This is a genomic window from Streptacidiphilus alkalitolerans, from assembly GCF_042511045.1.
Lineage (GTDB): Bacteria > Actinomycetota > Actinomycetes > Streptomycetales > Streptomycetaceae > Streptacidiphilus > Streptacidiphilus alkalitolerans.
Window position 1 is genome coordinate 165,898 of sequence record NZ_JBHEZX010000003.1, and the last position, 24,430, is coordinate 190,327.

Annotated in this window: 24 protein-coding genes; 4 read left to right on the forward strand and 20 right to left on the reverse strand. The window is 69.7% G+C overall.

What is annotated here, in order from left to right; genetic code table 11:
• Positions 1-37: 37 nt before the first annotated feature.
• The 10 genes from rplW to rfbB all read right to left on the reverse strand — a co-directional run bounded on the left by rplW (position 38) and on the right by rfbB (position 7,796).
• A complete protein-coding gene (gene rplW, locus ACEZDG_RS07535) occupies positions 38-367 on the reverse strand; it encodes a 50S ribosomal protein L23 (protein WP_380504298.1) in 330 nt (109 codons plus the stop codon).
• Positions 367-1,044, reverse strand: a complete 678-nt coding sequence (gene rplD / locus ACEZDG_RS07540) for a 50S ribosomal protein L4 (RefSeq protein ID WP_380504300.1) — start codon at positions 1,042-1,044, stop codon at positions 367-369. The genes rplW and rplD overlap by 1 nt, the downstream gene beginning before the upstream one ends.
• A 4-nt stretch (positions 1,045-1,048) precedes the next feature.
• The gene (gene rplC, locus ACEZDG_RS07545) at positions 1,049-1,693 is read right to left on the reverse strand and encodes a 50S ribosomal protein L3 (protein WP_380504303.1); all 645 of its coding nucleotides are present in this window, start codon (positions 1,691-1,693) and stop codon (positions 1,049-1,051) included.
• A gap of 15 nt (positions 1,694-1,708) precedes the next feature.
• Complete coding sequence (rpsJ, locus tag ACEZDG_RS07550) at positions 1,709-2,017, reverse strand: 30S ribosomal protein S10 (protein ID WP_020549238.1); 309 nt, start codon at positions 2,015-2,017, stop codon at positions 1,709-1,711.
• 452 nt (positions 2,018-2,469) lie between these two features.
• Entirely contained in the window at positions 2,470-3,378 is a 909-nt protein-coding gene (locus ACEZDG_RS07555) for a glycosyltransferase family 2 protein (protein WP_380504306.1), read from the reverse strand.
• A 2-nt stretch (positions 3,379-3,380) separates the two neighbouring features.
• Positions 3,381-4,130, reverse strand: a complete 750-nt coding sequence (locus tag ACEZDG_RS07560; RefSeq protein ID WP_380504309.1) for a glycosyltransferase family 2 protein — start codon at positions 4,128-4,130, stop codon at positions 3,381-3,383.
• Positions 4,127-4,540, reverse strand: a complete 414-nt coding sequence (locus tag ACEZDG_RS07565) for a DUF2304 family protein (protein ID WP_380504311.1) — start codon at positions 4,538-4,540, stop codon at positions 4,127-4,129. Before ACEZDG_RS07565 ends, ACEZDG_RS07560 begins: the two co-directional genes overlap by 4 nt.
• Positions 4,541-4,568: 28 nt before the next feature.
• Entirely contained in the window at positions 4,569-5,900 is a 1,332-nt protein-coding gene (locus ACEZDG_RS07570; RefSeq protein WP_380504313.1) for a hypothetical protein, read from the reverse strand.
• A 13-nt stretch (positions 5,901-5,913) separates the two neighbouring features.
• Positions 5,914-6,822 (reverse strand): dTDP-4-dehydrorhamnose reductase, encoded by a 909-nt coding sequence (gene rfbD, locus ACEZDG_RS07575; protein WP_380504316.1) that lies wholly within the window; start codon positions 6,820-6,822, stop codon positions 5,914-5,916.
• On the reverse strand, positions 6,819-7,796 hold the full coding sequence (gene rfbB / locus ACEZDG_RS07580; protein WP_380504319.1) for a dTDP-glucose 4,6-dehydratase: 978 nt from the start codon (positions 7,794-7,796) through the stop codon (positions 6,819-6,821). The genes rfbD and rfbB overlap by 4 nt, the downstream gene beginning before the upstream one ends.
• 74 nt (positions 7,797-7,870) lie before the next feature.
• Here rfbB and rfbA point away from each other — a divergent pair, with 74 nt between their 5' ends.
• Both rfbA and rfbC read left to right on the forward strand, forming a co-directional pair.
• Positions 7,871-8,749 carry a glucose-1-phosphate thymidylyltransferase RfbA gene (gene rfbA, locus ACEZDG_RS07585; RefSeq protein ID WP_380504322.1) on the forward strand — a complete coding sequence of 293 codons (879 nt, stop codon included), beginning with the start codon at positions 7,871-7,873 and terminating at the stop codon, positions 8,747-8,749.
• A gap of 2 nt (positions 8,750-8,751) precedes the next feature.
• Positions 8,752-9,345: a dTDP-4-dehydrorhamnose 3,5-epimerase gene (gene rfbC, locus ACEZDG_RS07590; protein ID WP_380505444.1), complete on the forward strand. Its 594-nt coding sequence runs from the start codon at positions 8,752-8,754 to the stop codon at positions 9,343-9,345.
• Positions 9,346-9,372: 27 nt separating this feature from the next.
• Here the strand turns inward: rfbC and ACEZDG_RS07595 are convergent, their stop codons facing one another.
• Complete coding sequence (locus ACEZDG_RS07595) at positions 9,373-10,617, reverse strand: acyltransferase family protein (RefSeq protein WP_380504325.1); 1,245 nt, start codon at positions 10,615-10,617, stop codon at positions 9,373-9,375.
• 246 nt (positions 10,618-10,863) lie between these two features.
• Between ACEZDG_RS07595 and ACEZDG_RS07600 the strand changes: the two genes are divergently transcribed.
• Complete coding sequence (locus ACEZDG_RS07600) at positions 10,864-12,429, forward strand: glycosyltransferase family 39 protein (RefSeq protein WP_380504328.1); 1,566 nt, start codon at positions 10,864-10,866, stop codon at positions 12,427-12,429.
• A gap of 61 nt (positions 12,430-12,490) precedes the next feature.
• Here the strand turns inward: ACEZDG_RS07600 and ACEZDG_RS07605 are convergent, their stop codons facing one another.
• The 9 genes from ACEZDG_RS07605 to ACEZDG_RS07645 all read right to left on the reverse strand — a co-directional run bounded on the left by ACEZDG_RS07605 (position 12,491) and on the right by ACEZDG_RS07645 (position 22,847).
• Positions 12,491-13,438 (reverse strand): NAD-dependent epimerase/dehydratase family protein, encoded by a 948-nt coding sequence (locus ACEZDG_RS07605; RefSeq protein ID WP_380504331.1) that lies wholly within the window; start codon positions 13,436-13,438, stop codon positions 12,491-12,493.
• Between the two features lie 39 nt (positions 13,439-13,477).
• On the reverse strand, positions 13,478-14,377 hold the full coding sequence (locus tag ACEZDG_RS07610) for a glycosyltransferase family 2 protein (protein WP_380504334.1): 900 nt from the start codon (positions 14,375-14,377) through the stop codon (positions 13,478-13,480).
• Between the two features lie 187 nt (positions 14,378-14,564).
• Positions 14,565-15,758, reverse strand: coding sequence for an elongation factor Tu (gene tuf / locus ACEZDG_RS07615; protein WP_380504337.1), 1,194 nt, complete (start codon positions 15,756-15,758; stop codon positions 14,565-14,567).
• Positions 15,759-15,960: 202 nt separating this feature from the next.
• Positions 15,961-18,066, reverse strand: a complete 2,106-nt coding sequence (gene fusA / locus ACEZDG_RS07620; RefSeq protein WP_380504340.1) for an elongation factor G — start codon at positions 18,064-18,066, stop codon at positions 15,961-15,963.
• A 42-nt stretch (positions 18,067-18,108) separates the two neighbouring features.
• Positions 18,109-18,579, reverse strand: coding sequence for a 30S ribosomal protein S7 (rpsG, locus tag ACEZDG_RS07625; protein ID WP_123497064.1), 471 nt, complete (start codon positions 18,577-18,579; stop codon positions 18,109-18,111).
• A gap of 3 nt (positions 18,580-18,582) precedes the next feature.
• The gene (gene rpsL / locus ACEZDG_RS07630) at positions 18,583-18,954 is read right to left on the reverse strand and encodes a 30S ribosomal protein S12 (protein ID WP_014144289.1); all 372 of its coding nucleotides are present in this window, start codon (positions 18,952-18,954) and stop codon (positions 18,583-18,585) included.
• 300 nt (positions 18,955-19,254) lie between these two features.
• Positions 19,255-20,436 (reverse strand): acyltransferase family protein, encoded by a 1,182-nt coding sequence (locus ACEZDG_RS07635; RefSeq protein ID WP_380504344.1) that lies wholly within the window; start codon positions 20,434-20,436, stop codon positions 19,255-19,257.
• 110 nt (positions 20,437-20,546) lie between these two features.
• Positions 20,547-21,284 (reverse strand): DUF1707 and DUF4190 domain-containing protein, encoded by a 738-nt coding sequence (locus ACEZDG_RS07640; protein ID WP_380504347.1) that lies wholly within the window; start codon positions 21,282-21,284, stop codon positions 20,547-20,549.
• A 138-nt stretch (positions 21,285-21,422) separates the two neighbouring features.
• On the reverse strand, positions 21,423-22,847 hold the full coding sequence (locus tag ACEZDG_RS07645) for a DUF2637 domain-containing protein (protein WP_380504350.1): 1,425 nt from the start codon (positions 22,845-22,847) through the stop codon (positions 21,423-21,425).
• Positions 22,848-23,017: 170 nt separating this feature from the next.
• Between ACEZDG_RS07645 and ACEZDG_RS07650 the strand changes: the two genes are divergently transcribed.
• Positions 23,018-24,415, forward strand: a complete 1,398-nt coding sequence (locus tag ACEZDG_RS07650) for a DUF2786 domain-containing protein (protein ID WP_380504353.1) — start codon at positions 23,018-23,020, stop codon at positions 24,413-24,415.
• Positions 24,416-24,430 lie beyond the last annotated feature (15 nt).

Consider the following 24,430-nt stretch of genomic DNA (forward strand, 5'->3'; position numbering starts at 1 on the left):
CTTCTGTCCTCGTCCGTTTCGGTTATCCGACTCGCCGTCAGGCGGAGGTCGGAGCCCCGAAGATGTCGATGGGCTTGCTGCCCTCTGCCAGCGTCACGATGGCGCGCTTGGTGTCCTTGCGCTTGCCGAAACCGGTCTTCGAGCGCTTGCGCTTGCCGACGCGGTTGATCGTGTTGACGTTGGCGACCTTGACCGCGAAGACCGCCTCGACGGCCTGCTTGATCTGGGTCTTGTTGGAGCCAGGCGCCACGATGAACGTGTACTTGCCCTCGTCGAGGAGCGCGTAGCTCTTCTCCGAGATGACCGGCTTGACCAGGACGTCACGGGGGTCCGTGAACGTCTTGCTGGTGATCTGTGCGTCGCTCATCAGGCGTCGCTCCCTTCGAGCTCGCTCGAAGAGGCAACGGCCTTCGCGGACGCGGCAGGGCCGGCCACGAAGCGCTCGAAGGCGGCCTGGGTGAAGACCACATCGTCGGAGACGAGCACGTCGTAGGTGTTCAGCTGACCGGCCTCAAGGATGTGCACCTCGGGCAGGTTGCGGGCGCTCTTGATCGCCAGCTCGTCGTCGCGCTCGACCACGAGGAGGACGTTCTTGCGCTCGCTGATCTTGCCGATCAGGGTGCGGGCAGTCTTGGTGGACGGCGCCTCGCCCGCGGTCACGCCGGTGACGACGTGGATGCGGGAGTTGCGGGCCCGGTCGGTCAGGGCGCCACGGAGCGCGGCGGCCTTCATCTTCTTCGGCGTCCGCTGCGAGTAGTCGCGCGGCTGGGGGCCGTGCACGACGCCACCGCCGACGAACTGCGGAGCGCGGGTCGAACCCTGACGGGCGCGGCCGGTGCCCTTCTGGCGGTAGGGCTTGCGCCCACCACCGCGGACCTCGGCGCGGGTCTTGGTCTTGTGCGTGCCCTGGCGGGCCGCGGCCAGCTGGGCCACGACGACCTGGTGGATCAGCGGAATGCTGACCTTCGCGTCGAAGATCTCGGCCGGCAGCTCGACGGTGCCGACAGTCTCACCCGCGGGGGAGAGAACATTGATGGTGCTCATTGCTTCAGGCCCCCTTTGCCGCAGTGCGGACCAGGATGAGGCCGCCGTTCGGACCGGGGATCGCTCCCTTGATCAGGAGCAGGCCCTTCTCCGCGTCAACGGCGTGGATGGTCAGGTTCTGGGTGGTCACACGCTCGTGGCCCATGCGACCGGCCATCTTCATGCCCTTGAACACGCGACCCGGGGTGGCGCAGCCACCGATCGAGCCGGGCGAACGGTGCTTGCGCTGCACACCGTGGCCGGCGCCCAGACCGTGGAAGTTGTGGCGCTTCATGACACCCGCGAAGCCCTTGCCCTTGCTGGTACCGGTCACGTCGACCTTGATACCGGCCTCGAACACCTCAGCGGTGATCTCCTGGCCCAGGGTGTACTCGGCGGCGTCGCTGGTGCGCAGCTCGACGAGGTGGCGACGGGGGGTGACGCCGGCCTTGGCGAAGTGGCCCGCGAGGGGCTTGTTCACCTTGCGCGGGTCGATCTCGCCGAAGCCGATCTGCACGGCGTCGTAGCCGGTGCCATCAGCGGTGTGGACCTGGGTCACGACATTCGGCCCGGCCTTGACGACGGTCACCGGAACGATCCGGTTGTTCGCGTCCCAGACCTGGGTCATGCCGAGCTTCTCGCCCAGGATCCCCTTCATCTGCTTAGCCATCTTCGTTCAGCCCCTTCAGAGCTTGATCTCGATGTCGACGCCGGCCGGGAGGTCGAGTCGCATCAGAGAGTCAACGGTCTTGGGGGTCGGGTCGAGGATGTCGATCAGACGCTTGTGCGTGCGCATCTCGAAGTGCTCGCGCGAGTCCTTGTACTTGTGCGGCGAGCGGATGACGCAGTAGACGTTCTTCTCAGTGGGCAGCGGCACCGGGCCCGCGACCTGCGCACCAGTACGCGTCACCGTCTCGACGATCTTCTTCGCCGAGGAATCGATGACCTCGTGGTCGTAGGCCTTGAGCCGGATGCGGATCTTCTGTCCCGCCATGGCTTCTTGTAGTCCTTCGTGTCGTCTTGTCGCTTCTGCGGCCGGGTGCTCCGGGTGGAGCCTCCGGTGGCGTTTCGTTCGACCCACGCGGTCGGGCGTGTCGCGCTGCCCGCCATACAAAATCCTTGGTCGAACTTCTCAGCCCCGGGCGGCGGAACCGTGAGGTTCACACCCGGAGCGAAACGCCGGATCGAGGGCCTGTCTGCACTTCCCGGAAGATTCCCGTACGTCCGCGCCGCAGCTGCCGCGCTTCGTCACAATCAACTAGGCAACGGCCATCACGGGCACGACGAGTACTGTGGGACTCGCTTCCGGTCCTCCCGACGGGAGGCGCGCAACATCGACGCTCAACCGAGCAACTTGGCTAGTGTGCCATACCGGACACAGGCCACGCCAATCGGGGCCGATGAGAGTACCCACGGCCCGCCGCTTGTCAAACCCGGTGGGGCCGATCAGCGCCGTTCGGCCCCGAGGGCGAAGCGGATCAGGCCGGCCGCGCCGTCCGGCCGGCCACGCCGCAGCGCTCCGGGGACCATGCTCAGCGCGTGCAGTCGGCTCCAGAGGTGCCGACGGGCCGTCAGCGCGGCCCGGTGCCAGCCCAGTCGGTCCATGTGTCCGGCGGTCTCCAGGAAGAACCTCCTGGCCTCGACGAAGCGGGCACCGCTCAACGCCTGCGCCGAGGACTCGCTCAGGGCATGGCGGCGGTAGCTGAAGCAGACTTCGTCCGCAACGGCCAACCGCTCCCCCGCGGCCACGAGTTCGAGCACCAGGGCCAGGTCCTGGATGACCGCGAGGTCCGCCCGGAACGCCCGGCCGGACAGCGCGTCGGTACGCCAGCAGATCGACGGGAAGTAGAGCCAGTTGCCCCGCAGCAGGCTCACCGCCAGTTCCTCGCCGCCCAGCGGCCGGTGCCCCGAGCGGAGCGGCGCGTGGATCCGCCGCTTCACCGCGTCGGCCAGCGACGCGGCCGGGCGGCCGTCACTTCCGATCACCCGGACCCCCGGCTGCACCATGGCCGCTCCGGGAACGGCCCGAAGGGCCTGTTCGACCACCCGCAGATAGCCGGGGTGCATCAGGTCGTCGCAGCCCATCAGCACCACGTACTCGGCGTCCGCCAGCTGGAGGCAGCGGTTGAAGTTGCCCGAGACGCCCAGGTTGCGGGGATTGCGGAAGTACCGCACCCGGGCGTCGCCCAGGCCGGCGAACCACTCGCCGACCCCGGGCTCGGCACCGTCGTCCACCACCGTCAGCCGCCAGCCGCCGGTGTCCAGCGCCAGCACGCTGCGGACGGCGGCCTGCAGCAGCACGGTGTCCCCGTAGTGGGGCACCAGGATGTCGAAGCGCGGCGCCGCGGTGACCACGCTCAGCGGGCCGCCGGCGACGGCGCGGGGTGAAGTGCCGGACGGTCCGGCATCCGCCGGATCATCGCGAGCAGCAGCACGAAGCCGGCCCGCCCCAGGTAGACCATCGCCTTCACCGGCGACGCGCTCGGGGTGCCGGTGGTGCGCTCGCGCATGGCCACCGGGACCTGCCGCACGGTGAAACCGCAGCGGACGGCCCCGACCATGCTCTCGACGGTGTCCCCGAGGTACTCCACCGGGTACCAGTGGGCGAAGAACGCGATCAGGTGCTTGTTGCAGGCCCGGAATCCCGAGGTGGTGTCGGTGAGCCGGGTGCGGGCCACCCGGGAGAGCACCAGGGACAGCAGGCGCATGGCCCACTTGCGCGGACCGCGGACCGAGTACTCGCCGGCGCCGGCGAACCGTGCGCCGATCGCGAGGTCGCAGGTCTCCAGCGCCTTCAGCAGGTCGGGCACGTAGGAGGGGTCGTGCTGGCCGTCCGCGTCCACCTGGACGGCGATGTCGTAGTCGTGCTCGTAGGCGTAGCGGTAGCCGAGCCGCATCGCGCCGCCGACCCCGAGGTTGTAGGGCAGCCGCACCACGCTGGCGCCCGCCGCGGCGGCGACCCTGGCCGTGTCGTCCAGCGAGCCGTCGTCCACCACCAGGGCGTCGACGCCGGGGAGCTTGGTCTGGATCTCCTTGAGGACCATCGGCAGGCCCTCGGACTCGTTCCAGGCCGGCAGGATGATCAGGACGCGCTGCTCCGGGTTCATGCCTGGACCTCGTGCTCTTCCTTGTAGTCCGCCGCGGTGCCGGGGTTGGTCGGGCGCAGGGAATCGAGCAGGACGGAGTGTTCGATGACCTTGCTGCGCACCAGGGCGACCTCTTCGGACAGTATCCGGGTCTCCGCCTCCAGCCGACTGGCCTCCCAGCTCAGGTGCAGGCAGACGAGCAGCAGCAGGATGATGCCCGCGAAGAGCACCAGGCTCACGCCGTTGGCCACACCGAGCCGGTGGGCCACACCGTCGAGCAGGCTGGGGAAGAAACCGAGCGCGGCGACGACGACACCGATCGTCAGCCAGATGACCGCGTACTTCTCCCGGAGCTGTTGACGGCGCAGCAGTTCCAGGATGCATCCCAGCACCACCACGGCGGTGATGGAGGTGAGCACGGAGAGTTGCACGGGAGTCGCGCCTTTCGAATGGGCTTCGCTAGAGGGATTCGGTGGCCCGAGGCATCGCCGGCGGGCCGAGTTCCTGTGCGTCGGCCGGCGCTCCCGGACGCGGCGTCCGCCTGGACTCGCGCCAGATGAGCCCGAGCAGCAGCAGCGCTGTGCCGAGCGACCCCACGAAGTATGACACCTCGACCCTTGTGGCAACCGGGCCGGGGATGCAGCTCACCCCCACCAGGACCGCGGTGCCGAACGCCCAGCCCGCCAGCTGCAGCACATGGCGCCCCATGGCCACCAGCGCCTGTCCCAGGACCATGGCGAGCATGTAGAACATGGTCCCCACGGAGAACCAGAAGAGGTCCATGGAGCCGAGCACCGGCGGCGCTCCCATGAAGGTCTCCAGCAGCCAGGGGCCGATGACCACCGCGGGAACCGCGCCGAGCACGCCGAGCCCGCCGACCACCGCGCAGGTCTGCACCAGCATCTTCCGGAAGCCAGGGCCGTCCCCCGAGGTGGCGGCGGTGGAGAGGCCGGTCATCAGGGTCGGCTGGAGCGAGCCGAAGACGAACAGCGGGACCCGGCAGACCACCCCGGCGTTCAGGATCGCCACCTGGAGGTCGGTGTCCAGCGGCGCCAGCAGTCCGGTGGTGAGCACGGCCGCGTTCACCACGACCTGGGCCAGCAGCGAGGAGGAGATCAGCAGCCCGGTGTTCTGGAACAGCTCCGACCAGCGCATCTGCGGCCCCGGACGGCAGCCCCTGAGCATGGCCGGCAAGGTGCACAGCACCGCGCCGAGCGGCGCCGCCACCAGCACCAGGGCGTACGCCAGGGCCGAGTGCACACCCGCCGCCAGCAGGCCGAGGGCCAGCAGGATCCGCAGTCCGCCGTCGATGCCGAGCGAGACGCCGTAGGCGTTGAAGCGCCCGAGGCCGGCCAGCACGCCCCGGCTGGCGAAGGCCAGCCCCATCCCCGCCATGGCCGCGGCGAAGGCCCACAGCAACTGGCTCTGCCCGTGCAGGAAGAGCCGGGCGACCGGGCCGGAGAACACGGCGATGGCGAGGGAGAAGAAGGCGATGATCCCGAAGGTGACCGCGGCGGCCCTGCGCACCACCGGCAGGACTCCGTCGCCCCGTACCGCGCGGGCCGCGACGACCCGGGTCAGCTCCTGCTCGACCGGGAAGAACAGGCCGAGGGTGAGCATCATGATCAGCGACCAGAGGGCGGCCACGGCGGCCCGGGAGTCGCCGGTCAGGGCGTGGTTCGCGGCGGCGATCTGGATGTACGAGGCCGCGCCGAGGACCAGGGTCCCGCCGATGACCAGATGGGTGCCCGGCGGGACGACGCTCAGGACGCGGGCGATCTTCTTGTTCATTGCCGTTCGTCTCTTATCGCTGGCCGGCCGGTTGCAGCTGCTGGAAGGCGGGGCGCCGGAGCGCCTCCTCCAGGCCGGACCGCCAGTCGGGAAGCGGCTCAAGGCCGGCCCTGGCCCAGCCGTCGTGTCCCAGCACACCGTAGCGGGGCCGGTGGGCCGGTCGGATGTAGGCCGTGGAGGTGGTCGGCCGGATCCGCTCGGGGTCCAGGCCGGAGAGCCCGAACACGGCCCGGGCGAGCCCGAACCAGGTGGTGGCCCCGGCCGCGGTGCCGTGGTAGATCCCCGCGGGCGCCCGGCCGTCGAGCGCGGCGAGGCCCAGCGCGGCCAGCTGCCCGGCCAGCTGGTACGACCAGGTCGGCTGTCCGCGCTGGTCCTGGACCACGTCGATGGTCGGCCGCTGGGCGGCCAGCTTGAGCATGGTGGCCACGAAGTTGCGGCCGTGCTCCCCGTAGAGCCAGGCCGTACGGACCACGTAGCCCTGTTCGGGCAGCAGGTCGATGACCGCCCGCTCGCCCAGCAGCTTGGTACGGCCGTAGGCGTTCAGCGGACCGGTGCGCGCGTGCTCCGGGTACGGCATGGTCGCGGAGCCGTCGAACACGTAGTCGCTGGAGACATGGAGCAGTACGGTTCCCCCGGCCGCACAGGCAGCCGCGAGGTTGGCCACGCCGTCGGCGTTGACCGCCCTGGCCGTGGCCTCCTGGGTCTCGGCGCCGTCCACGTCGGTCCAGCCCGCGGCGTTGACGACGATGTCGTGGTCCGCGACGGCCGCGGTGACCGCCTCGGGATCGGTGATGTCCAGGTCATTCCGGGACGCCGCGGTGACCCGGGCACCCGGTACCGCAGCGAGTACGGCCAGCATGTCCTGGCCGAGCATCCCCCCCGCGCCGGCGACCAACCAGCTGCTGTGCTCGGACCGGCTCACGGTTCCAGTGCTGCCTTCCGCTTGAGCGGCTCCCACCAGGCGCGGTTGTCGCGGTACCAGGCGATGGTGGCTGCCAGGCCGTCCTCGAACCGGACCTGCGGCGCGTAGCCGAGTTCTTCGCTGATCTTGCCGATGTCGATCGAGTAGCGCAGGTCGTGCCCCTTGCGGTCGGCGACCGGCACGACCATGTCCCAGTCGGCTCCGGCCGCGTCCAGCAGCAGGCCGGTGAGCTCCTTGTTGGTGACCTCGGTGCCGCCGCCGATGTTGTAGACCTCGCCGGCCCGGCCCTTGTTCAGCACCAGTTGGATGCCCCGGCAGTGGTCCGAGACATGCAGCCAGTCCCGGATGTTGCCGCCGTCGCCGTAGAGCGGGACCTGCTTGCCGTCCAGCAGGTTGGTGGTGAACAGCGGGACGACCTTCTCCGGGAACTGGTAGTGCCCGTAGTTGTTGGAGCAACGGGTCACCACCACGTCCATGCCGTGGGTCCGGTGGTAGGCCAGCGCCAGCAGGTCCGAGGCGGCCTTGGAGGCCGAGTACGGGGAGTTGGGCTGCAGCGGCCACTCCTCGGTCCAGGAGCCCTCGCTGATCGAGCCGTACACCTCGTCGGTGGAGACATGGACGAAGCGGCCGACCCCGTGCTTGCGGGCGGAGTCGAGCAGCACCTGGGTGCCGAGCACATTGGTGGTCACGAAGGGGCCGGCGCCGGCGATCGAACGGTCGACGTGGGACTCGGCCGCGAAGTGCACCACCGCGTCGTGGCCCGGCATCACCTGGTCGACGATGTCGGCGTCGCAGATGTCGCCGCGGACGAAGCTGTAACCGGCGTGGCCCGCCACGGGCGCGAGGTTCTCCTCGACGCCGGAGTAGGTGAGCTTGTCGAGGACAGTGATCCGGGCGGAGTCGTCAGCGCCGAACAACTGGCGTACGAACTCCGAACCGATGAAGCCGGCGCCGCCGGTCACGAGAATACGCATAGTAGGGGCATCATACGGGCCCGTGCGCTCCCCTGCGGGGGGACCGGTCAGCCCGCAGCCCATAAGCTTCCCCCATGCGTGGAATCCTCTTGGCCGGCGGCACCGGCTCCCGACTCTGGCCCCTCACCCGGGCCGTGTCCAAGCAGCTCATGCCCGTCTTCGACAAACCGATGATCTACTACCCGCTGACCACCCTGATGATGGCGGGGGTCAGGGAGATCCTGATCATCACCACCCCGCAGGACCAGGACCAGTTCCAGCGGCTGCTCGGCGACGGGTCCCAGTGGGGCCTGCGTCTGGAGTACACGGTCCAGGAGCGCCCCGAGGGCATCGCCCAGGCGTTCGTCCTCGGCGCCGACTTCATCGGTGACGAGTCGGTGGCCCTGGTCCTCGGCGACAACATCTTCCACGGCAGCGGTCTCGGTATCCGGCTCTCCACCCACGGCCCGCTGGTCGGCGGGCGCATCTTCGCGTACCCGGTGGCCGACCCCACCGCGCTCGGCGTCGTCGAGTTCGACAGCGAGGGCACGGTGATCTCCATTGAGGAGAAGCCGGAGAAGCCGAAGTCCCGCTACGCCGTCCCCGGGCTCTACTTCTACGACAACCGCGTGGTCGCGATAGCGCGCGAGCTCAAGCCGAGCGCGCGCGGCGAGCTGGAGATCACCGCCGTCAATGAGACCTACCTCCGGCAGGGTGAACTCCATGTGACCGTGCTGGACCGCGGCACCGCCTGGCTGGACACCGGCACCTTCGACTCCCTGGTCCAGGCCTCGGAGTACGTCAGGGTGGTCGAGCAGCGGCAGGGCCTCAAGGTGGGATGCGTCGAGGAGGTGGCCTGGCGGATGGGCCTGGTCGACACCGAGCAGCTGCTCGAACTGGCCCAGCCGCTGCTGAAGAGCGGCTACGGGCAGTACCTGGTGGATTTGGTGAACGAGGAGAGGAACAAGGTGTGAAGATCAGCCCGCTGAGCATCGAGGGCGCCTGGGAGATCACCCCCCAGCAGCACGGCGACCCCCGGGGCATGTTCATGGAGTGGTACCGGTTCGACCTGCTGGCCGAGGCGGTCGGGCATCCGCTCCGGCTCGCCCAGGCGAACATGTCGGTCTCGGCGAAGGACGTGGTCCGCGGGATCCACTTCGCCGACGTCCCCGAGGGCCAGGCCAAGTACGTGACCTGTGTCCGCGGCTCGGTGCTCGACGTGATCGTGGACCTGCGGGTCGGCTCCCCGACCTTCGGGCGCTGGGAGGGCGTCGTGCTGGACGCGACCGAGCGCCGCGCCGTCTACATCTCCGAGGGCCTGGGGCACGGCTTCTGCGCGCTGGAGGACGATGCCACCCTGTCGTACCTCTGCTCGACGACCTACAACCCCACCGGCGAGCACACCGTGCATCCGCTGGACCCGGACCTGGGCATCGAGTGGCCCGCCGGTGCCCCGCAGCTGTCCGCCCGTGACACCGAGGCCCCTTCGCTGGCGGAGGCCGTCGCCTCAGGACTGCTGCCGGACTACGCGGTCTGCACGGCCTACACCGGGGGCCTCGGCCGCTCCTGAGGAAGGACCGGCCGGGGCCCGTGCGATTCAGGCGCCCTGGCCGACCGCCACATTGCTCGGCGGGTCCGCCGCCGGAAGCCCGCCCTGGGTTTCGTCCCGGGTTCCGTTCCGGGCCTCGGCCCGGCGGCGCGACCGCCCCGGCGTCCAGCCGGGCCGGTTCGGGCTCCAGTCCTTCAGCCGCATCGCCTGCTTCTCGACCAGGTGCCAGGACAGGAAGGCCACGGCCGCCGTCAGGGCCAGCGAGACGCCGAAGTAGCGCGGCGCCCCCCAGTGGCTGGCGCCGTACATGCACAGCACCTGCTCCACCACGAATCCGTAGATGTAGATGCCGTAGGAGTAGTCGTTCTTCCGCCCCACCCAGTGCACCTGCTTGGGCAGCCGCAGCCCCAGCCAGATCAGCATGTAGGCGAAGGCCGGGTAGCCGACCACGGTGAACATGCCCCAGCGGAACGTCGCCAGCACCACCAGCGCGGACAGCACCCCCAGCACGTCGTTCACCGGGATCTTGTCGCGGAACAGCTGGAAGCAGCCGCCGAGCAGGAAGGCGAAGGTCAGGTAGATGATGTAGTGGCTGCTCGCCTGGCCGAGGATCGGCACCCGGAGGTAGACCGCGGGCTCGTTCGAGGGGCCGCGGAGGGTGGAGGCGTGCCAGGTGTTGGCCCACATGCTGGCGTACAGCCCCAGGGTGGCCAGCAGCACCGTCCTCGGAGCGCGCTTGAGCGCGCCGCCCGCCGCGAAGATGCCCACGATGACGTAGCAGAGCAGTTCGTACTTCAGTGACCACAGCGCCCCGTCGAAGGCGGCGTTGTGCAGCAGGCCGCGCTGGACCCCGGTCCGCATCACCCCGGAGATGTCGTAGCCGGAGGCGATGGCGGTGGTGGCCATCCCCTTGATGTAGGCGAAGGGGCCGTCCGGGTGGTGGTGCCAGTAGCCGCTGGTGGTGCCGTGCAGGTGCATGAACAGGAGCGGGCCGACCACCAGCGCCGTGACCAGCACGCAGACCCACAGCCCGGGGAGGATCCGCAGGGCCCGGTGCCAGGAGTAGCGGCCGATGCCCAGGCGCCGGCCGCTGGAAGTGATCATGAAGCCGGAGAGCACGAAGAAACCGACCACGGCCATCTTGCCGACATCCGTCTGGTGGCCGCTGATCCCCCAGAGCGGGTCCTCGGAGTTGTAGCCCAGCGGGTAGACGTGCGCGTAGACCACAGAGGTCGCCAGCACCAGCCTGAGCAGCCCGAACGCATTGGCCCTGCCGGACAGCAGCGCCCCCACTGTTCCCCGGGACCTCAGCCAGGCCCGGCGCGGGTTACTCTCAGCAGTAGCTGTGGACATCGTGGGTTTCGTCCTCGTGTCTCGCTGCGGGGTATCGTGTCGCCGCCGTCACCGCAGGCGGTGGCGGACAGCCTAGCCGCCCCCCGGAGGCAGCGCGGCATCGAGTCGGACCGGCCGACGCGTGCCGCTGTTCGACTGCCCCTAGCATAGGGCGGGAATCTCCCTCTCCAGCTATTGAGGAATCCGTTGACAAGCGCACCTGGTACGCCCGTCACCGAGGGCGGCAACCGTCGGGCTCCAGGCACCGGCCCCGCCACGGACACCGGTACCGCGCCCCCTGCGGGCTCACCGGTCCGAAAGCTGCTCGGGGCGGTCTGGCTCTGGCCGGCCCTGGTGGCAGCGGCGCTGACGCTCTACAACCTCGGCGGCCCGGTGATGTGGCACGACGAGTTGGCCACCATCAGCGTGGTCAACCGATCGACCGGTCAGATCCTGGCCACGCTGCACAACGTGGACGCGGTGCACGGCGCCTACTACCTCTCCCTGCACTTCTGGGTCTCCCTGGTCGGGGACTCCCCCTTCGCCATCCGCTTCCCCTCGGCGATGGCGATGGTGGCCGCCACCGTCTGCACCGCCGTGGTCGGTAAGAAGCTGTTCGGAGACCGGTCGGGAATCGCGGCCGGGCTGGTCTTCGCCCTGCTCCCCACCGTCGCCAGGTACGGGCAGGAGACCCGCTCCTACGCCCTGGTCGTGATGAGCTCCGCGCTGGCCCTGCTGCTGCTGGTGCGGGCGCTGGAGCGCCCCGGGCCGCTCCGCTGGGTGGTCTACACGCTCTCGGTGGGGCTGGTGGGCTACTTCAACCTGGTGGCACTCACCTTCCTGGCCGGGCACGCGCTGCTGGTGCTGGTGCGGTTCAGGGAGACCAGGGCCCGGCGGCTGCTGGTCGGCTTCACCGCCTCCGCCGTCGGCGCCGTCGTGCTGGTGTACCCGGTCCTGCACCTGGGCGGGGAGCAGTCGAAACGCCAGATCGGCTGGGTCCCCAAGCCCACCGTCCACGGCCTGGCCACCATCTGGCCGCAGATATTCGGCTCGCTGCTGCTGGTGCTGCTGCTCCTGCTGCTGGCCCTGCCCGCGCTGCTGCGCAAGCCGCGCGGCGAGGTCCTCGCCGTGGTCGGCATGGTCTTCATCCCCTGGCTGCTGGTCTGGGGGGTCTCGCACGGCAGCAGCTCGTACTACCTGTCCAAGTACCTGTTCTTCCTGCTGCCCCCCTCCGCACTGCTGGTCGGGGCCGGCCTCGGCAGCCTGCGCACCCGGTACCTGGTACCGCTGACCCTGGCGGTGGCCGCGGTGGCCGCCCCGGCCCAGCGCGACATGCACGCGCCGCTGTCCCACGCCGAGTACACCTATCCCGACCCGCTGTGGTTCACCCCGCTGGACTACCGCGCCGCCGCCGGCATCGTGGCCGCCGGCTACCGGCCGGGCGACGGCATGGTCTACGGGCAGAAGTACTCGGTGTGGTGGGAGGAGAGCGTGGGGATCCCCTACTACCTGCCCTCCGACGTCCAGCCGCCGACCCTGTTCGTCGGCGAGACCGCGACCCGGCGCAACGACCTCTGGTTCACCTTCTGCAAGGACCCGGCGGCCTGCCTGGGCGACCACCCGAGGCTCTGGCTGGTGGCGGTGGGCGACGTCAAGGACGCCTTCTCCTCGGTGCCCGCCAACCAGTCGGCCGTGCTGCGCCCGCACTACACCGTGCAGGAGCGCAGGACCGTCTCCGGGATCACGGTCTTCCTACTCGTCCGCAAGGCCTGAACGGGAGGGGCGGTCCGCCCGGACGACGGACCGCCCTCAGTCCCGCCGCTGACCCGCCTGCTCAGCCCTGCTCGCTCGCAACGGCCTGCCACAGGCCCTTCACCGCGGCGGACAGCGGCTCCAGCGGCTCCCAGCCCAGGGTCCGCCGGGCCAACCCGGCGTCCAGGCACTGCCAGTCCGTCTCAGGACCCGCGCCGACCGGGCCCGGGTCCTCGGTGACGACCGTGGGCACCCCGCTGACCTCGATCAGCAGTTCCACCATGGTGCGGGCGGAGACGCCCTCGCCCCGGCCGACATTGACCACCGGAGCGGGTGCGGCGGCGCGGATCGCGGCCGAGACGGCGAGCACCGCGTCGGCCAGCCCGAGGAAGTCCCGCCGGGCGGTGAGCGGGGCGAGCGTGAGCTCCGCCGGAACGCCGGCCGCCGACGCCTCGGCCAGCTTGCGGGCCATCACACCCAGCAGGCTGTGGCCCGGCTGCCCGGCCCCCACCACATTGCCCACCCGCAGCACCACCGCGTCCAGTTCGCCCGCGGACACGGCCTCCGCGATCAACCGGGTGGACTCCAACTTGAGCTCGCCGTAGACCATCTGCGGGCGGGGCTCGAAGTCCTCGGACTGGACCGTTCCGACCGGGGCCAGGCCGTACTCGTGCACCGAGCCCAACTGGACCAGCCTGACCGGTCCCTGAAGCAGCGTCAGCGCCTCCATGATCCGGCGGACCATACCCACGTTGGCGTCGACCATCTGCTCGTCGGTCAGCCCCCACATGCCGCCGGCCGCGTTGACGACCGTGTCGACCCCGTCGGCGCGCAGGATCTCGGCGAGCTCGGCCGGGGTACCGGTACCGAGGTCGAAGCGGCGGAACGAGCCCGCGGGCAGGACGGCCGGCTCGTTCCTGGCGAAGGCGAAGACCTCGTCGCCGGCGCCGCTGAGGGCCTCGCAGAGGGCCCGTCCGATGAAGCCGGTCCCGCCCAGCACCGCGATCCGACGGCGTTCCTGGTCAATCATGCGCTCAACTCCTGCACTTGCACGCTCGTGGCGTTGGTCCTAGATACGTCGGGCCGGGCCCGCGGCGTACCTGAACAGGGTACGGGCACCGTCGCGCCGACCCGCCCGCAGCGCACCCGGTACCAGGGTCATCGCATGGATGCGGGAGGAGAGGTGCAGCCTGGACGCCTTGGCCGCCCGGGTCCAGCCCATCTCCTCCATCCGCTGCGCCTCGTCCAGGAAGTAGCGGCGCGACTCGGTGAAACGGCTGCCGGAGAACGCGGTGGCGGAGGAGATGCTGACGGCATGACGGCGGTACTGGAAGCACAGGGTGTCGTCGACGATCATCTGCTCGCCGTCCCGCAGCAGGTCGATGACCAGGGCGAGGTCCTGGATGATCTCCAGGCCGGGCCTGAAGCCCATCTTCCGCACCGCTTCGGTGCGCCAGCAGATCGAGGGGAAGTACAGCCAGTTGCCGCGCAGCAGGCTGACCGCCAACTGCTCCCCGCCCATGAGCTTCCGGCCGCTGAACCGAGGGGCGTACAGCCGACGCTTGGACTCGTCGGCCAGGGTGGTGCTGGGCTTGCCCTGGCCGTCGATCACCTGGACGCCGGGCTGCACCATCGCGCTGCCGGGGAACTCCGCCAGCGCCGCGCGCACCGCGGCGACATAACCGGGCAGCATGATGTCGTCCGTGCCCATCATGACGAAGTGCTCGGCGTCCACCAGGCCGAGGCACTTGTCGTAGTTTCCGGTGACGCCCAGGTTCTGCTCGTTGCGCTGGTAGGTCACCCGCTCGTCGCCGAGGGCGGCGAACCACTCGGGCACGCCCGGCTCCTTGCCGTCGTCGACCACCTGCAGGCGCCAGTCCGGATCGGTCTGCGCCTGGATGCTGCGAACGGCAGCCTGCATCAGGGCGACATCGCCGTAGTACGGCAACATGATGTCAATGGTCGTCATGCCGGGGTATCCAGTCGGAGAGGGTGACAACTACGGGGCGTGGCCCAGGCAGTTTAGCCGTTGGGCCGCGGGCTTCATGAGGCGGCGTGGGGCGCCTCCGGCAACAGCGAAGGGGCCCAGCCGCATCCCTGGGATGTGGCTGGGCCCCTCACGCTGTGCTGCTACCGCAGCCAGGTCAGAGCATCAATTACTTGATGATCTTGGTGACCTGGCCAGCGCCGACGGTCCGGCCACCCTCACGGATGGCGAACTTCAGGCCCTCCTCCATGGCGATCGGCTGGATCAGCGCGACCGTCATGGCGGTGTTGTCGCCGGGCATGACCATCTCGGTGCCCTCGGGGAGGGTCACGACGCCGGTCACGTCCGTGGTGCGGAAGTAGAACTGCGGACGGTAGTTGTTGAAGAAGGGGGTGTGACGACCACCCTCGTCCTTCGACAGGATGTACGACTGGGCCTCGAAGTCGGTGTGCGGCGTGACCGTACCCGGCTTGATGATGACCTGGCCGCGCTCGACGTCCTCGCGCTTGATGCCACGGAGCAGCAGGCCGACGTTCTCGCCCGCCTGGCCCTCGTCGAGCAGCTTGCGGAACATCTCGATGCCGGTGACCGTGGTGGTGGTCTTCTGCTCCTTGATGCCGATGATGTCAACGGTCTCGTTGACCTTCAGCACGCCACGCTCGATACGACCGGTGACGACGGTGCCACGACCGGTGATCGTGAAGACGTCCTCGATCGGCATCAGGAACGGCTTCTCGACGTCACGGGCCGGGGTGGGGATGAACTCGTCCACCGCGTCCATGAGGCCGATCAGCTTCGCGCCCCACTCGGCGTCGCCCTCGAGCGCCTTCAGCGCCGAGACGCGCACGACCGGAAGGTCGTCGCCCGGGAACTCGTACTCCGAGAGCAGCTCGCGGACCTCGAGCTCGACGAGCTCCAGGATCTCCTCGTCGTCCACCATGTCGGCCTTGTTCAGGGCGACGACGATGGAGGGGACGCCGACCTGGCGGGCCAGGAGCACGTGCTCCTTGGTCTGCGGCATCGGGCCGTCGGTGGCGGCGACGACGAGGATCGCGCCGTCCATCTGCGCGGCACCGGTGATCATGTTCTTGATGTAGTCCGCGTGACCGGGGCAGTCGACGTGGGCGTAGTGACGCGCCTCGGTCTGGTACTCGACGTGCGCGATGGAGATGGTGATACCGCGCTGACGCTCTTCCGGCGCCTTGTCGATCTGGTCGAAGGCCGACGCCGCGTTCAGGGTCGGGTACTTGTCGTGCAGCACCTTGGTGATCGCCGCGGTAAGGGTCGTCTTACCGTGGTCGATGTGACCGATGGTGCCGATGTTGACGTGGGGCTTCGTCCGCTCGAACTTCGCCTTCGCCACTGGGGTCCTCCTGAGGACTGGTTCTGTACGCCGTACGACGTCAGGTGGTCTGGATTCGCGCCGGTCCCGGCAGCGGGGCTGCCGCTCGGTTCCGGCCCTGGGGGTGGGGGCCGGAGGAGGTCCGGAGGCCGCCGTCGAGACGGCGGACTCCGAACGTCCTCCTACAGCCTAAGGGGTGATAGATACCGGAATGTCCGGGACCTTATTCGCCCTTGGCCTTTGCGATGATCTCTTCCGCCACGTTCCGGGGAACCTCGGCGTACGAGTCGAAGGTCATCGAGTAGCTGGCGCGGCCCGACGTCTTGCTGCGCAGGTCGCCGACGTAGCCGAACATCTCGGACAGCGGGACCAGAGCCTTGACGATGCGAGCACCGCTGCGCTCCTCCATGGCCTGGATCTGGCCACGGCGGGAGTTGATGTCGCCGATGACATCGCCCATGTAGTCCTCGGGCGTGGTGACCTCGACGGCCATCATCGGCTCGAGCAGCACGGGGGACGCCTTGCGGACACCCTCCTTGAACGCCATCGAACCGGCGATCTTGAACGCCAGCTCCGAGGAGTCGACATCGTGCGAAGCACCGTCGAGCAGGATCACTCGGACACCCTGGAGCGCGTAGCCGGCAAGGGTGCCGAACTCCATCGCCTCCTGGGCGCCGGCGTCCACCGAGGGGATGTACTCCTTCGGCACACGGCCACCGGTGACCTTGTTGACGAACTCGTAGCCCTCGCCGGACTCCAGCGGCTCGATCGCGATCTGGATCTTCGCGAACTGGCCCGAACCACCGGTCTGCTTCTTGTGCGTGTAGTCGATGCGCTCGACGGCCTTGCGGATCGTCTCGCGGTAGGCCACCTGCGGCTTGCCGACGTTGGCCTCGACCCGGAACTCACGCTTCATACGGTCGACCAGCACCTCGAGGTGCAGCTCGCCCATACCCGCGATGATGGTCTGGCCGGTCTCCTCGTCGGTGTTGACCTGGAAGGACGGGTCCTCCTCGGCCAGCCGCTGGATCGCGACGCCCAGACGCTCCTGGTCGCCCTTCGACTTCGGCTCGATCGCGACGCGGATGACCGGGGCCGGGAAGTCCATGGACTCCAGGATCACCGGGTTCTTGTCGTCGCTGAGGGTCTCGCCGGTGGTGGTCTGCTTGAGACCCATGACGGCGACGATGTCACCGGCACCGACCGACTCGATCTCCTCACGCTTGTTCGCGTGCATGCGGTAGATCTTGCCGATGCGCTCCTTGCGGCCCTTCACCGAGTTGAGGACGGCGGTGCCGGCCTCGAGACGCCCGGAGTAGATCCGGATGAAGGTGAGCTTGCCCAGGTGCGGGTCGGACATGATCTTGAACGCCAGGGCCGCGAGCGGCTCGTCGTCCGAGGCCTTGCGGAAGATCTCCACCGTCTCGTCGCCGGGCTTGTGGCCCATGACGCCTTCGACGTCGATCGGCGACGGCAGGTAGTTGACCACCGCGTCGAGCAGGGGCTGGACGCCCTTGTTCTTGAACGCGGTACCGCAGAAGACCGGGGTGAAGTTGCCGGCGATGGTGCCGCGGCGAATGCCCGCGACCAGCTGCTCCTCGGTGGGCTCCTCGCCCTCCAGGAACAGCTCCATCAGCTCGTCGTCGCCCTCGGCGGAGGTCTCGAGGAGCTTCGCCCGCCACTCCTCGGCGATCTCGGTGTGCGTGGCCGGGATGTCGACGGTGTCGTACATCTCACCCTTGGCGGCCTCGGCCGACCAGAGCAGGGCCTTCATCCGGACCAGGTCGATGACGCCGACGAAGTCGGCCTCGGCACCCACCGGCAGCTGCATGACCAGCGGGACTGCGCCCAGCCGGTCGACGATCGAGTCGACGCAACGGAAGAACTCCGCGCCGGTACGGTCCAGCTTGTTGATGAAGCAGATACGCGGGACGTTGTAGCGGTCAGCCTGACGCCACACGGTCTCGGACTGGGGCTCGACGCCGGCGACACCGTCGAACACCGTCACGGCACCGTCCAGGACACGCAGCGAACGCTCCACCTCTACGGTGAAGTCCACGTGACCCGGGGTGTCGATGATGTTGATGGTGTTCTCAATGCCGTCCACCGACCAGTGACAGGTCGTCGCGGCCGACGTGATCGTGATGCCGCGCTCCTGCTCCTGCTCCATCCAGTCCATGGTGGCAGCGCCATCGTGGACCTCACCGATCTTGTACGAGACGCCGGTGTAGAAGAGGATCCGCTCGGTGGTGGTCGTCTTGCCCGCGTCGATGTGCGCCATGATCCCGATGTTGCGGACCCTGGCAAGGTCAAGGGAGGTTGCAGCCATGGTGGCTCGTCTCTCTCTTTCTTGTTTCTGACGGGGTTCGGACTACCAGCGGTAGTGGGCGAAGGCCTTGTTGGACTCGGCCATCTTGTGCGTGTCCTCGCGACGCTTCACCGAGGCGCCCAGACCGTTGCTCGCGTCCAGGATCTCGTTGAGCAGGCGCTCGGTCATCGTCTTCTCGCGACGGGCGCGGGAGTAGCCGACGAGCCAGCGCAGCGCGAGGGTGTTGGCACGGCCCGGCTTGACCTCGACCGGCACCTGGTAGGTCGCACCGCCGACGCGGCGGGACTTGACCTCCAGGGTCGGCTTCACGTTCTCCAGGGCGCGCTTGAGCGCGACCACCGGGTCGGCGTTGGTCTTCTCGCGGACGCCCTCGAGGGCGCCGTACACGATGCGCTCAGCGGTGGAGCGCTTGCCGTGCAGCAGGATCTTGTTGACGAGCGACGTCACCACAGGGGAGCCGTAAACCGGGTCGATGATGACCGGGCGCTTCGGGGCGGGGCCCTTACGAGGCATTGTTTACTTCTCCTTCTTGGCGCCGTAGCGGCTGCGGGCCTGCTTGCGGTTCTTGACACCCTGGGTGTCGAGGGAGCCGCGGATGATCTTGTAACGCACACCCGGCAGGTCCTTCACACGACCGCCACGCACGAGCACGATCGAGTGCTCCTGCAGGTTGTGACCCTCGCCCGGAATGTAGGCGGTGACCTCGATGCCACTGGTGAGGCGCACGCGGGCGACCTTGCGAAGCGCCGAGTTCGGCTTCTTCGGGGTGGTCGTGTACACACGCGTGCAGACGCCGCGGCGCTGCGGGGAACCCTTCAGTGCGGGCGTCTTGTTCTTCTCGACCTTGTCCTGCCGGCCCTTTCGGACCAGCTGCTGAATCGTAGGCACGCTATCTCCGTCTTCTTTGTGCCATCGCTGGTGTATCTACCCTGGTTGTGTCACGTCGACGTCCGACCCACGAGGTCGGGTGTGTCGAGCCGCTCCCGCTCCACTCGACTCCTTGCGGAGGAGCGGTGTGGAAGCGCGGTTCCCATGAACGCGGCGGCGAAAATGCACGCACGCACAAGAGACCCGGGGACACCCCAGGCACAAGGACAGAGCGTACCTAGCGCATCGGCGCGGGTCAAAACAAATAGAAATCGGCGGGCCCGCCCGCGCTCCGGCGGCAGATCACGATCCTGTCCGGGATCAGGACCTGGTGCGCAGGACTTCGCCGGCGTTGAGGCCGTTCGCCAGGTGGCGGCGCATGACCCTGCCGAACGGGTTCTCGACGAGGCGGTTCATCAGCCAGGACAGCCCCAGCATCGCGGCGAGCGCCAGGGTGACGGTGGGCCAGGGGGACAGGCCGGGTACGTGGGCGGTCAGTTCCTTGGCCAGCGGGACGCCGATGCTCTGGTGCACGAGGTAGAACGGGTAGGTCAGCGCTCCGGCGGTGACCAGCCAGCGCCAGCGCAGTCTGGCCAGCGGACCGATGGTGGAGAGCATCAGCAGCCCGAGGAAGCCGGTCAGCAGCAGGGCGCAGAAGCTCCAGGACACATGCTGGCTCGTGCCGTAGTCGAGACCATGGGTGAGCACCCGTCCGTTCATCATGGTGAGCTGGAAGGTCCAGGCCAGGCCCATCAGCATCCAGAGCATGAGGTTCTGTCCGAAGCGGTACATCAGGTAGAGGGTGATGCCCGCGACGAAGAGGCCCGCGTACGGGGTGAGAGCCACCTCGTCGAGCATGGTGTTCTTGATCTCACCGGCGATGACCGCCACGGCCAGCCAGATCGTGCAGAACGCCATCATCCTGCGGTAGGTGAAGCCGAACACCAGCACCGCGGCCATGATCAGGTAGAAGCGGCCCTCCACCCAGAGCGTCCAGGCCACTCCGTCGAGCAGACCGACGTGCATCGGGCCCGGGGCCATGCTGAGGTTCGCCACGACGGCGCGGGGCGCGAGGATCTCCCGGAGTTGGCCGCTGTCCCGCAGGGTCACGGCGGTGACCAGCACGATGAGGATGATGGCGCACCAGTACGCGGGAAACAGCCGCGAGAGCCGGGACACCGCGAACTGCCCGGGGGTGCGGCCCCAGGCGCTCATGCAGATCACGAACCCGCTGATCAGGAAGAACGCCTCGACCCCCAGCCACCCGTACATGCTGGCGCGGTGCACCTTGAAGGCGAAGTCGTGGGGCGTGACGCCCCAGAACGCGGGATTGTTGGTGCCCATGTAGTGGAACGACGCCACCGCCAGCGCGGCCACCAGTCGCAGCAGGTCCACCGCTGCCAGCCGCGGCGGCCGGGCGGACCCCTTGGCCGGCTCGGCCGACCCGGGCGGCTGGGCCGGCTCCGGCAGGGGTCGTATCGACGGTTGGTCGGTGGTGGTCAAGGTGTCCTCATCTTCAACCGCAGATCGTCGGGTGTGTACGAGCGGCACCACCTTGCCATACGAACGGTTGCTCTCCGCAAGCAAAAGTCCAACGATCTGCCGCTGAAGGGTCAGCCGCCCTGCGCGCCGGACGCCGCCGAAACGAAGATCACCAGGAACCAGAACGCCACCCCGAGCCAGCCCAGGACGATCCCGGCGGTGGCCATGCCGTCGCCCTCCTCGTCCCGCCGGCGCAGCTGCGACTTCGCCACGTGGCCGCAGATGAGGGCCGGGACCGCGGTGGCGCCCAGGGTCACGAACTCGGTCAGGGCCAGCACCAGCGAGGCGACCGCCAGGCCGTTCTTCGGACGCCGGTAGGCGACCGGCGGGGCGAAGGGGTTGCCGTAGCGGTCGTAGGGGCGGGTGTAGCCGTAACCGTAGGGCCCCGGCGCGGGCGTCGCATAGATGTACGGCTGCGGCCCCCCGTACACCTGCTGCTGGTACGGCGGCGGGTACGCGGCGAAGGGCACCGGGACGACCGGGCCCGGGGCCAGGTAGGGCGTCGGCATCGGGCCGCTGGGCAGGTCGTGGACGATCCCGGCCAGCTCGCCGTAGGTCTGTGCGCGGTAGACCTGGTCCACCCGCCCGTTGTACTCCTCCGAGGTCAGCCGGCCCTCGGCGAAGGCCGACTTGAGGACGTCGACGGTGCGCTCACGGTCGGCGTGGGAGGCCCGCATGGTCGCGACCTCGTCCACCGTCGGCTGCGCGGGCAGCGGATGCGCGGGCAGCGGGTCCGCGGCCTGCTTGGCCAGCGGCACACCGTCCTGCCACGGCTGGACCGGATGCCTCGGCGGCTGGTTCGTGGACAACGGCGACCTCCCCGAATGCGCCCCGCGCGCCGGCCAGCGGGCACGGGTTCTGGAACCCATAGTGCAAGACGATCGGGCTCCATGCATCGTGCCCGCGAGGCTGTCGACGAGTTGTGACACATCCTCAGCGGCACTGGCCTATTGCGCGACCTCGTCGTAGCGGGCCAGGAACCGCTGCTCCAGCTGCGGCCAGGCCCGGCGCAGGGTCTCGGCGCTGATCGGCCGGTCGCCGCCGGGGGCGGTCAGGCCCTGCACCTCGAACAGGTACTGGGCGAGCTGGGCCGGCGCGGGGTCGTGGTTGTACGCCTCGCGGTAGGCGACCAGGCCGTCGAAGTAGACATCCAGCGGGTCGGCGCCGGCGGCCGGGTCGGGGTCGGCCGGCAGTTCGGACGGCGGGACGAAGTCCGGGTGCGGGTCCGGCTCGGGGACGGTCTTGGGCGCGAACCAGGCCTCCGGTCCCTCCTCGGCGGCGGGGTCGGTGTCGCCGGGGTGCTGCTTGGGGATCCAGGCGACGCCCCGGAGCGAGCCGTTGACCGAGCCCTGGGACGGCTGCTGCTGCCCGGACTGCTCGTCGGCGGTGTGCCCGCCGGTGGTGTCCGGGTCGTGCAGCGGCCGGCGGTGGCGGTGCAGGGCGAGCTTGGTGAGCACGTCCACCGCGACCGGGTCCGGGCCCCCCTGCGGCTGCGGCTGGGGCTGGACGGCCGGCGGCTGCACCGGCTGCGGCTGCCCGGGCCGGGGCTGCTGCGGATGCACGGCCTGCGGCTGCTGGGCCGGGAAGGCCTGCTGTGGGAAAGCCTGCTGCGGGAATGCCTGGTGCGCGGCGAAGGGCTCCTCGGCGGCGGGCGCCACCGCGGCGGGGGCGGCCAGGGCCGGGGCCGGCTGCGGCCGGGCAGGGAGCCGGCGGATCACCTCCATGTCCAGCGGGACGCCGTACTTGGCCAGCTTCAGCGGCAGCAGGGTCTCGATCGGGGCCTGCCGGCGCCAGGAGCGGCCGTACTGGGCCCGCAGGTGGGTGCGGTAGACCAGCCGGTTCTGCTCCAGCCGGACCACCTCGTCGTAGGAGCGCAGCTCCCACAACTTCATCCGGCGCCAGAGCCGGAAGGTGGGGACCGGGGAGAGGAGCCAGCGCATCAGCCGGACCGACTCCATGTGCCGGTCCGCGGTGATGTCCGCCATCCGCCCGATGGCGTGCCTGGCCGCCTCGACCACGACCACGAAGAGCACCGGGATGATCGCGTGCATGCCCATCGCCAGCGGATCGCCCCAGGACGAGGCCGCGTTGAAGACCACGGTCGCGCCGGTGAGCAGCCAGGCGGTCTGCCGCAGCAGCGGGAACGGGATCCGCAGCCAGGTGAGCACCAGGTCCAGGGCGAGCAGGACGGCGATGCCGACGTCCACGCCGATCGGGAAGACGTACGAGAAGGTGCCGAAGCCCTTGTGCAGGGCCAGGGTGCGCACCGCAGCGTAGGAACCGGTGAAGCCGATACCGGCGATGATGAAGGCGCCGGCGGCGACCACGCCGATGAGCGCGCGGTGCGCGCGGGTTATCGCAGGGCCAGCCATGGCTCGTTCAACCCCTGGGTGTGACGGTCGATGGTTCCGCGATGGGACGTGAGTGGAGGACAGCTTGCCACAAGCGCGTGTCGTCCCGGCTCCGGGCGTACCCGGCCTGCGACTCCTGGACAATGGGGCGGAGGAACGGGGCCGTACGGGCAGGAAGAAGGAGGACTGTGATGGGCAGGCGCAACCAGGAGCACCGCCGGGGGCGGAAGCGGGAGCAGGCTGCCCATGAGCGTCCGCGGCAGTCGCCGCAGCAGCCGCGGCAGCAGGCGGCCCCGCCCGGCGGCGGGGCCGCCGAGCCGTCCCTGCGGGAGCTGGTGGAGGCCGCCTGCGGCGGTGTGCTGTACGCCCCGGAGGGGGGCTACGACCTGGCCCTGGACCAGGGCGCCAGCATGCTGTCGGAGCCGGCCGCGCGCTGGCCCGGGACCAGCAGGGCGGTGCTGCTGGTGACCGGCGCGCTGCTGGCCCGGCTGTGGCAGGCCGGCTGGCAGCCGGCCGACCTGGCCCGGGCGGTGCGCCGGGAACTGACCCTGCGTCACTCCCGGCTTGCGGTGGACCTGGTCGCGGCCGAGGTGCGCGGCTACGCGGCGGCGGCGCTGGATCCGCGCTGGTCGGACCAGCTGCGCGAGTTGGAGGCCGCGGTCTGGTGGGAGGACGACGAGGCCTTCCTGGCCGGGGTCGCCGAGCGGGAGCGGGCGGACCGGTTCGCGGTGGCGACGCTGCTGCTGGAGCTGTACCGGCTGGTCGGACGGCTGCCTCCGCTGACCCCGCTGGGCCCGCCGCCGGGGGCCGCCCCGCGCGGCGGCGGCTCGACCGTCTCCTTTGTGCAGAAGACCGGCAGCGAGCCGCGGATGCTGGGCCGGATCAGGGCGCTGCTGGCCAAGGCCGAGTCGACCGAGTTCCCGGACGAGGCCGAGGCGCTGACCGCCAAGGCCCAGCAGCTGATGGCGCAGCACAGCATCGACGAGGCGCTGCTGGCCGCGTCCTCGGGCAGCCGGGCCGAGCCGGGGGCCTGCCGGATCGGGGTGGACAACCCCTACGAGGCGCCCAAGGCGCTGCTGCTGGACGCCGTCGCCCAGGCCAACCGGGCCACCTCGCTGTGGACCAAGGAGCTGGGCTTCTGCACCGTGGTCGGCTTCCCGGCCGACCTGGAGGCGGTGGAGCTGCTCTACACCTCGCTGCTGGTGCAGGCGACGACCGCGATGAACAGTGCGGGAATACAGGGTGCCGCCGCCGGGGGCTCGCGGACCAAGTCGTTCCGGCAGTCGTTCCTGATCTCCTACGGCTCGCGGATCAGGGAGCGGCTGGCCGAGGCGACCGCGCAGGCCACCGAGGAGGCGCTGACCGGGCTGCGGGCCGAGGGCGGCGGCCCGGGCGAGGACGCCGGGCCCTCGCTGCTGCCGGTGCTGGCGGCACGGGAGGAGGCGGTGCGCGAGTCGACCGAGCGGATGTTCCCCAACGCCCGGGCCGGCCGGGCGATCCGGGCCAGCGACTACGAGGGCTGGACCCAGGGGCGGGCCGCCGCCGACCAGGCGCAGCTGCGCGGGCACGGCGCGGCGCTGCGGCGGTAGCGGGCCCCGGTCCGC

Excerpts from the sequence above, each read along its gene's own strand:
- rplW (WP_380504298.1), bottom strand. The coding sequence starts at position 367 with ATGAGCGACGCACAGATCACCAGCAAGACGTTCACGGACCCCCGTGAC.
- rplD (WP_380504300.1), bottom strand. The coding sequence starts at position 1,044 with ATGAGCACCATCAATGTTCTCTCCCCCGCGGGTGAGACTGTCGGCACC.
- rplC (WP_380504303.1), bottom strand. The coding sequence starts at position 1,693 with ATGGCTAAGCAGATGAAGGGGATCCTGGGCGAGAAGCTCGGCATGACC.
- rpsJ (WP_020549238.1), bottom strand. The coding sequence starts at position 2,017 with ATGGCGGGACAGAAGATCCGCATCCGGCTCAAGGCCTACGACCACGAG.
- ACEZDG_RS07560 (WP_380504309.1), bottom strand. The coding sequence starts at position 4,130 with ATGAACCCGGAGCAGCGCGTCCTGATCATCCTGCCGGCCTGGAACGAG.
- ACEZDG_RS07570 (WP_380504313.1), bottom strand. The coding sequence starts at position 5,900 with ATGAACAAGAAGATCGCCCGCGTCCTGAGCGTCGTCCCGCCGGGCACC.
- rfbB (WP_380504319.1), bottom strand. The coding sequence starts at position 7,796 with ATGCGTATTCTCGTGACCGGCGGCGCCGGCTTCATCGGTTCGGAGTTC.
- rfbA (WP_380504322.1), top strand. The coding sequence starts at position 7,871 with ATGCGTGGAATCCTCTTGGCCGGCGGCACCGGCTCCCGACTCTGGCCC.
- ACEZDG_RS07605 (WP_380504331.1), bottom strand. The coding sequence starts at position 13,438 with ATGATTGACCAGGAACGCCGTCGGATCGCGGTGCTGGGCGGGACCGGC.
- ACEZDG_RS07610 (WP_380504334.1), bottom strand. The coding sequence starts at position 14,377 with ATGACGACCATTGACATCATGTTGCCGTACTACGGCGATGTCGCCCTG.
- fusA (WP_380504340.1), bottom strand. The coding sequence starts at position 18,066 with ATGGCTGCAACCTCCCTTGACCTTGCCAGGGTCCGCAACATCGGGATC.
- rpsG (WP_123497064.1), bottom strand. The coding sequence starts at position 18,579 with ATGCCTCGTAAGGGCCCCGCCCCGAAGCGCCCGGTCATCATCGACCCG.
- ACEZDG_RS07645 (WP_380504350.1), bottom strand. The coding sequence starts at position 22,847 with ATGGCTGGCCCTGCGATAACCCGCGCGCACCGCGCGCTCATCGGCGTG.
- ACEZDG_RS07650 (WP_380504353.1), top strand. The coding sequence starts at position 23,018 with ATGGGCAGGCGCAACCAGGAGCACCGCCGGGGGCGGAAGCGGGAGCAG.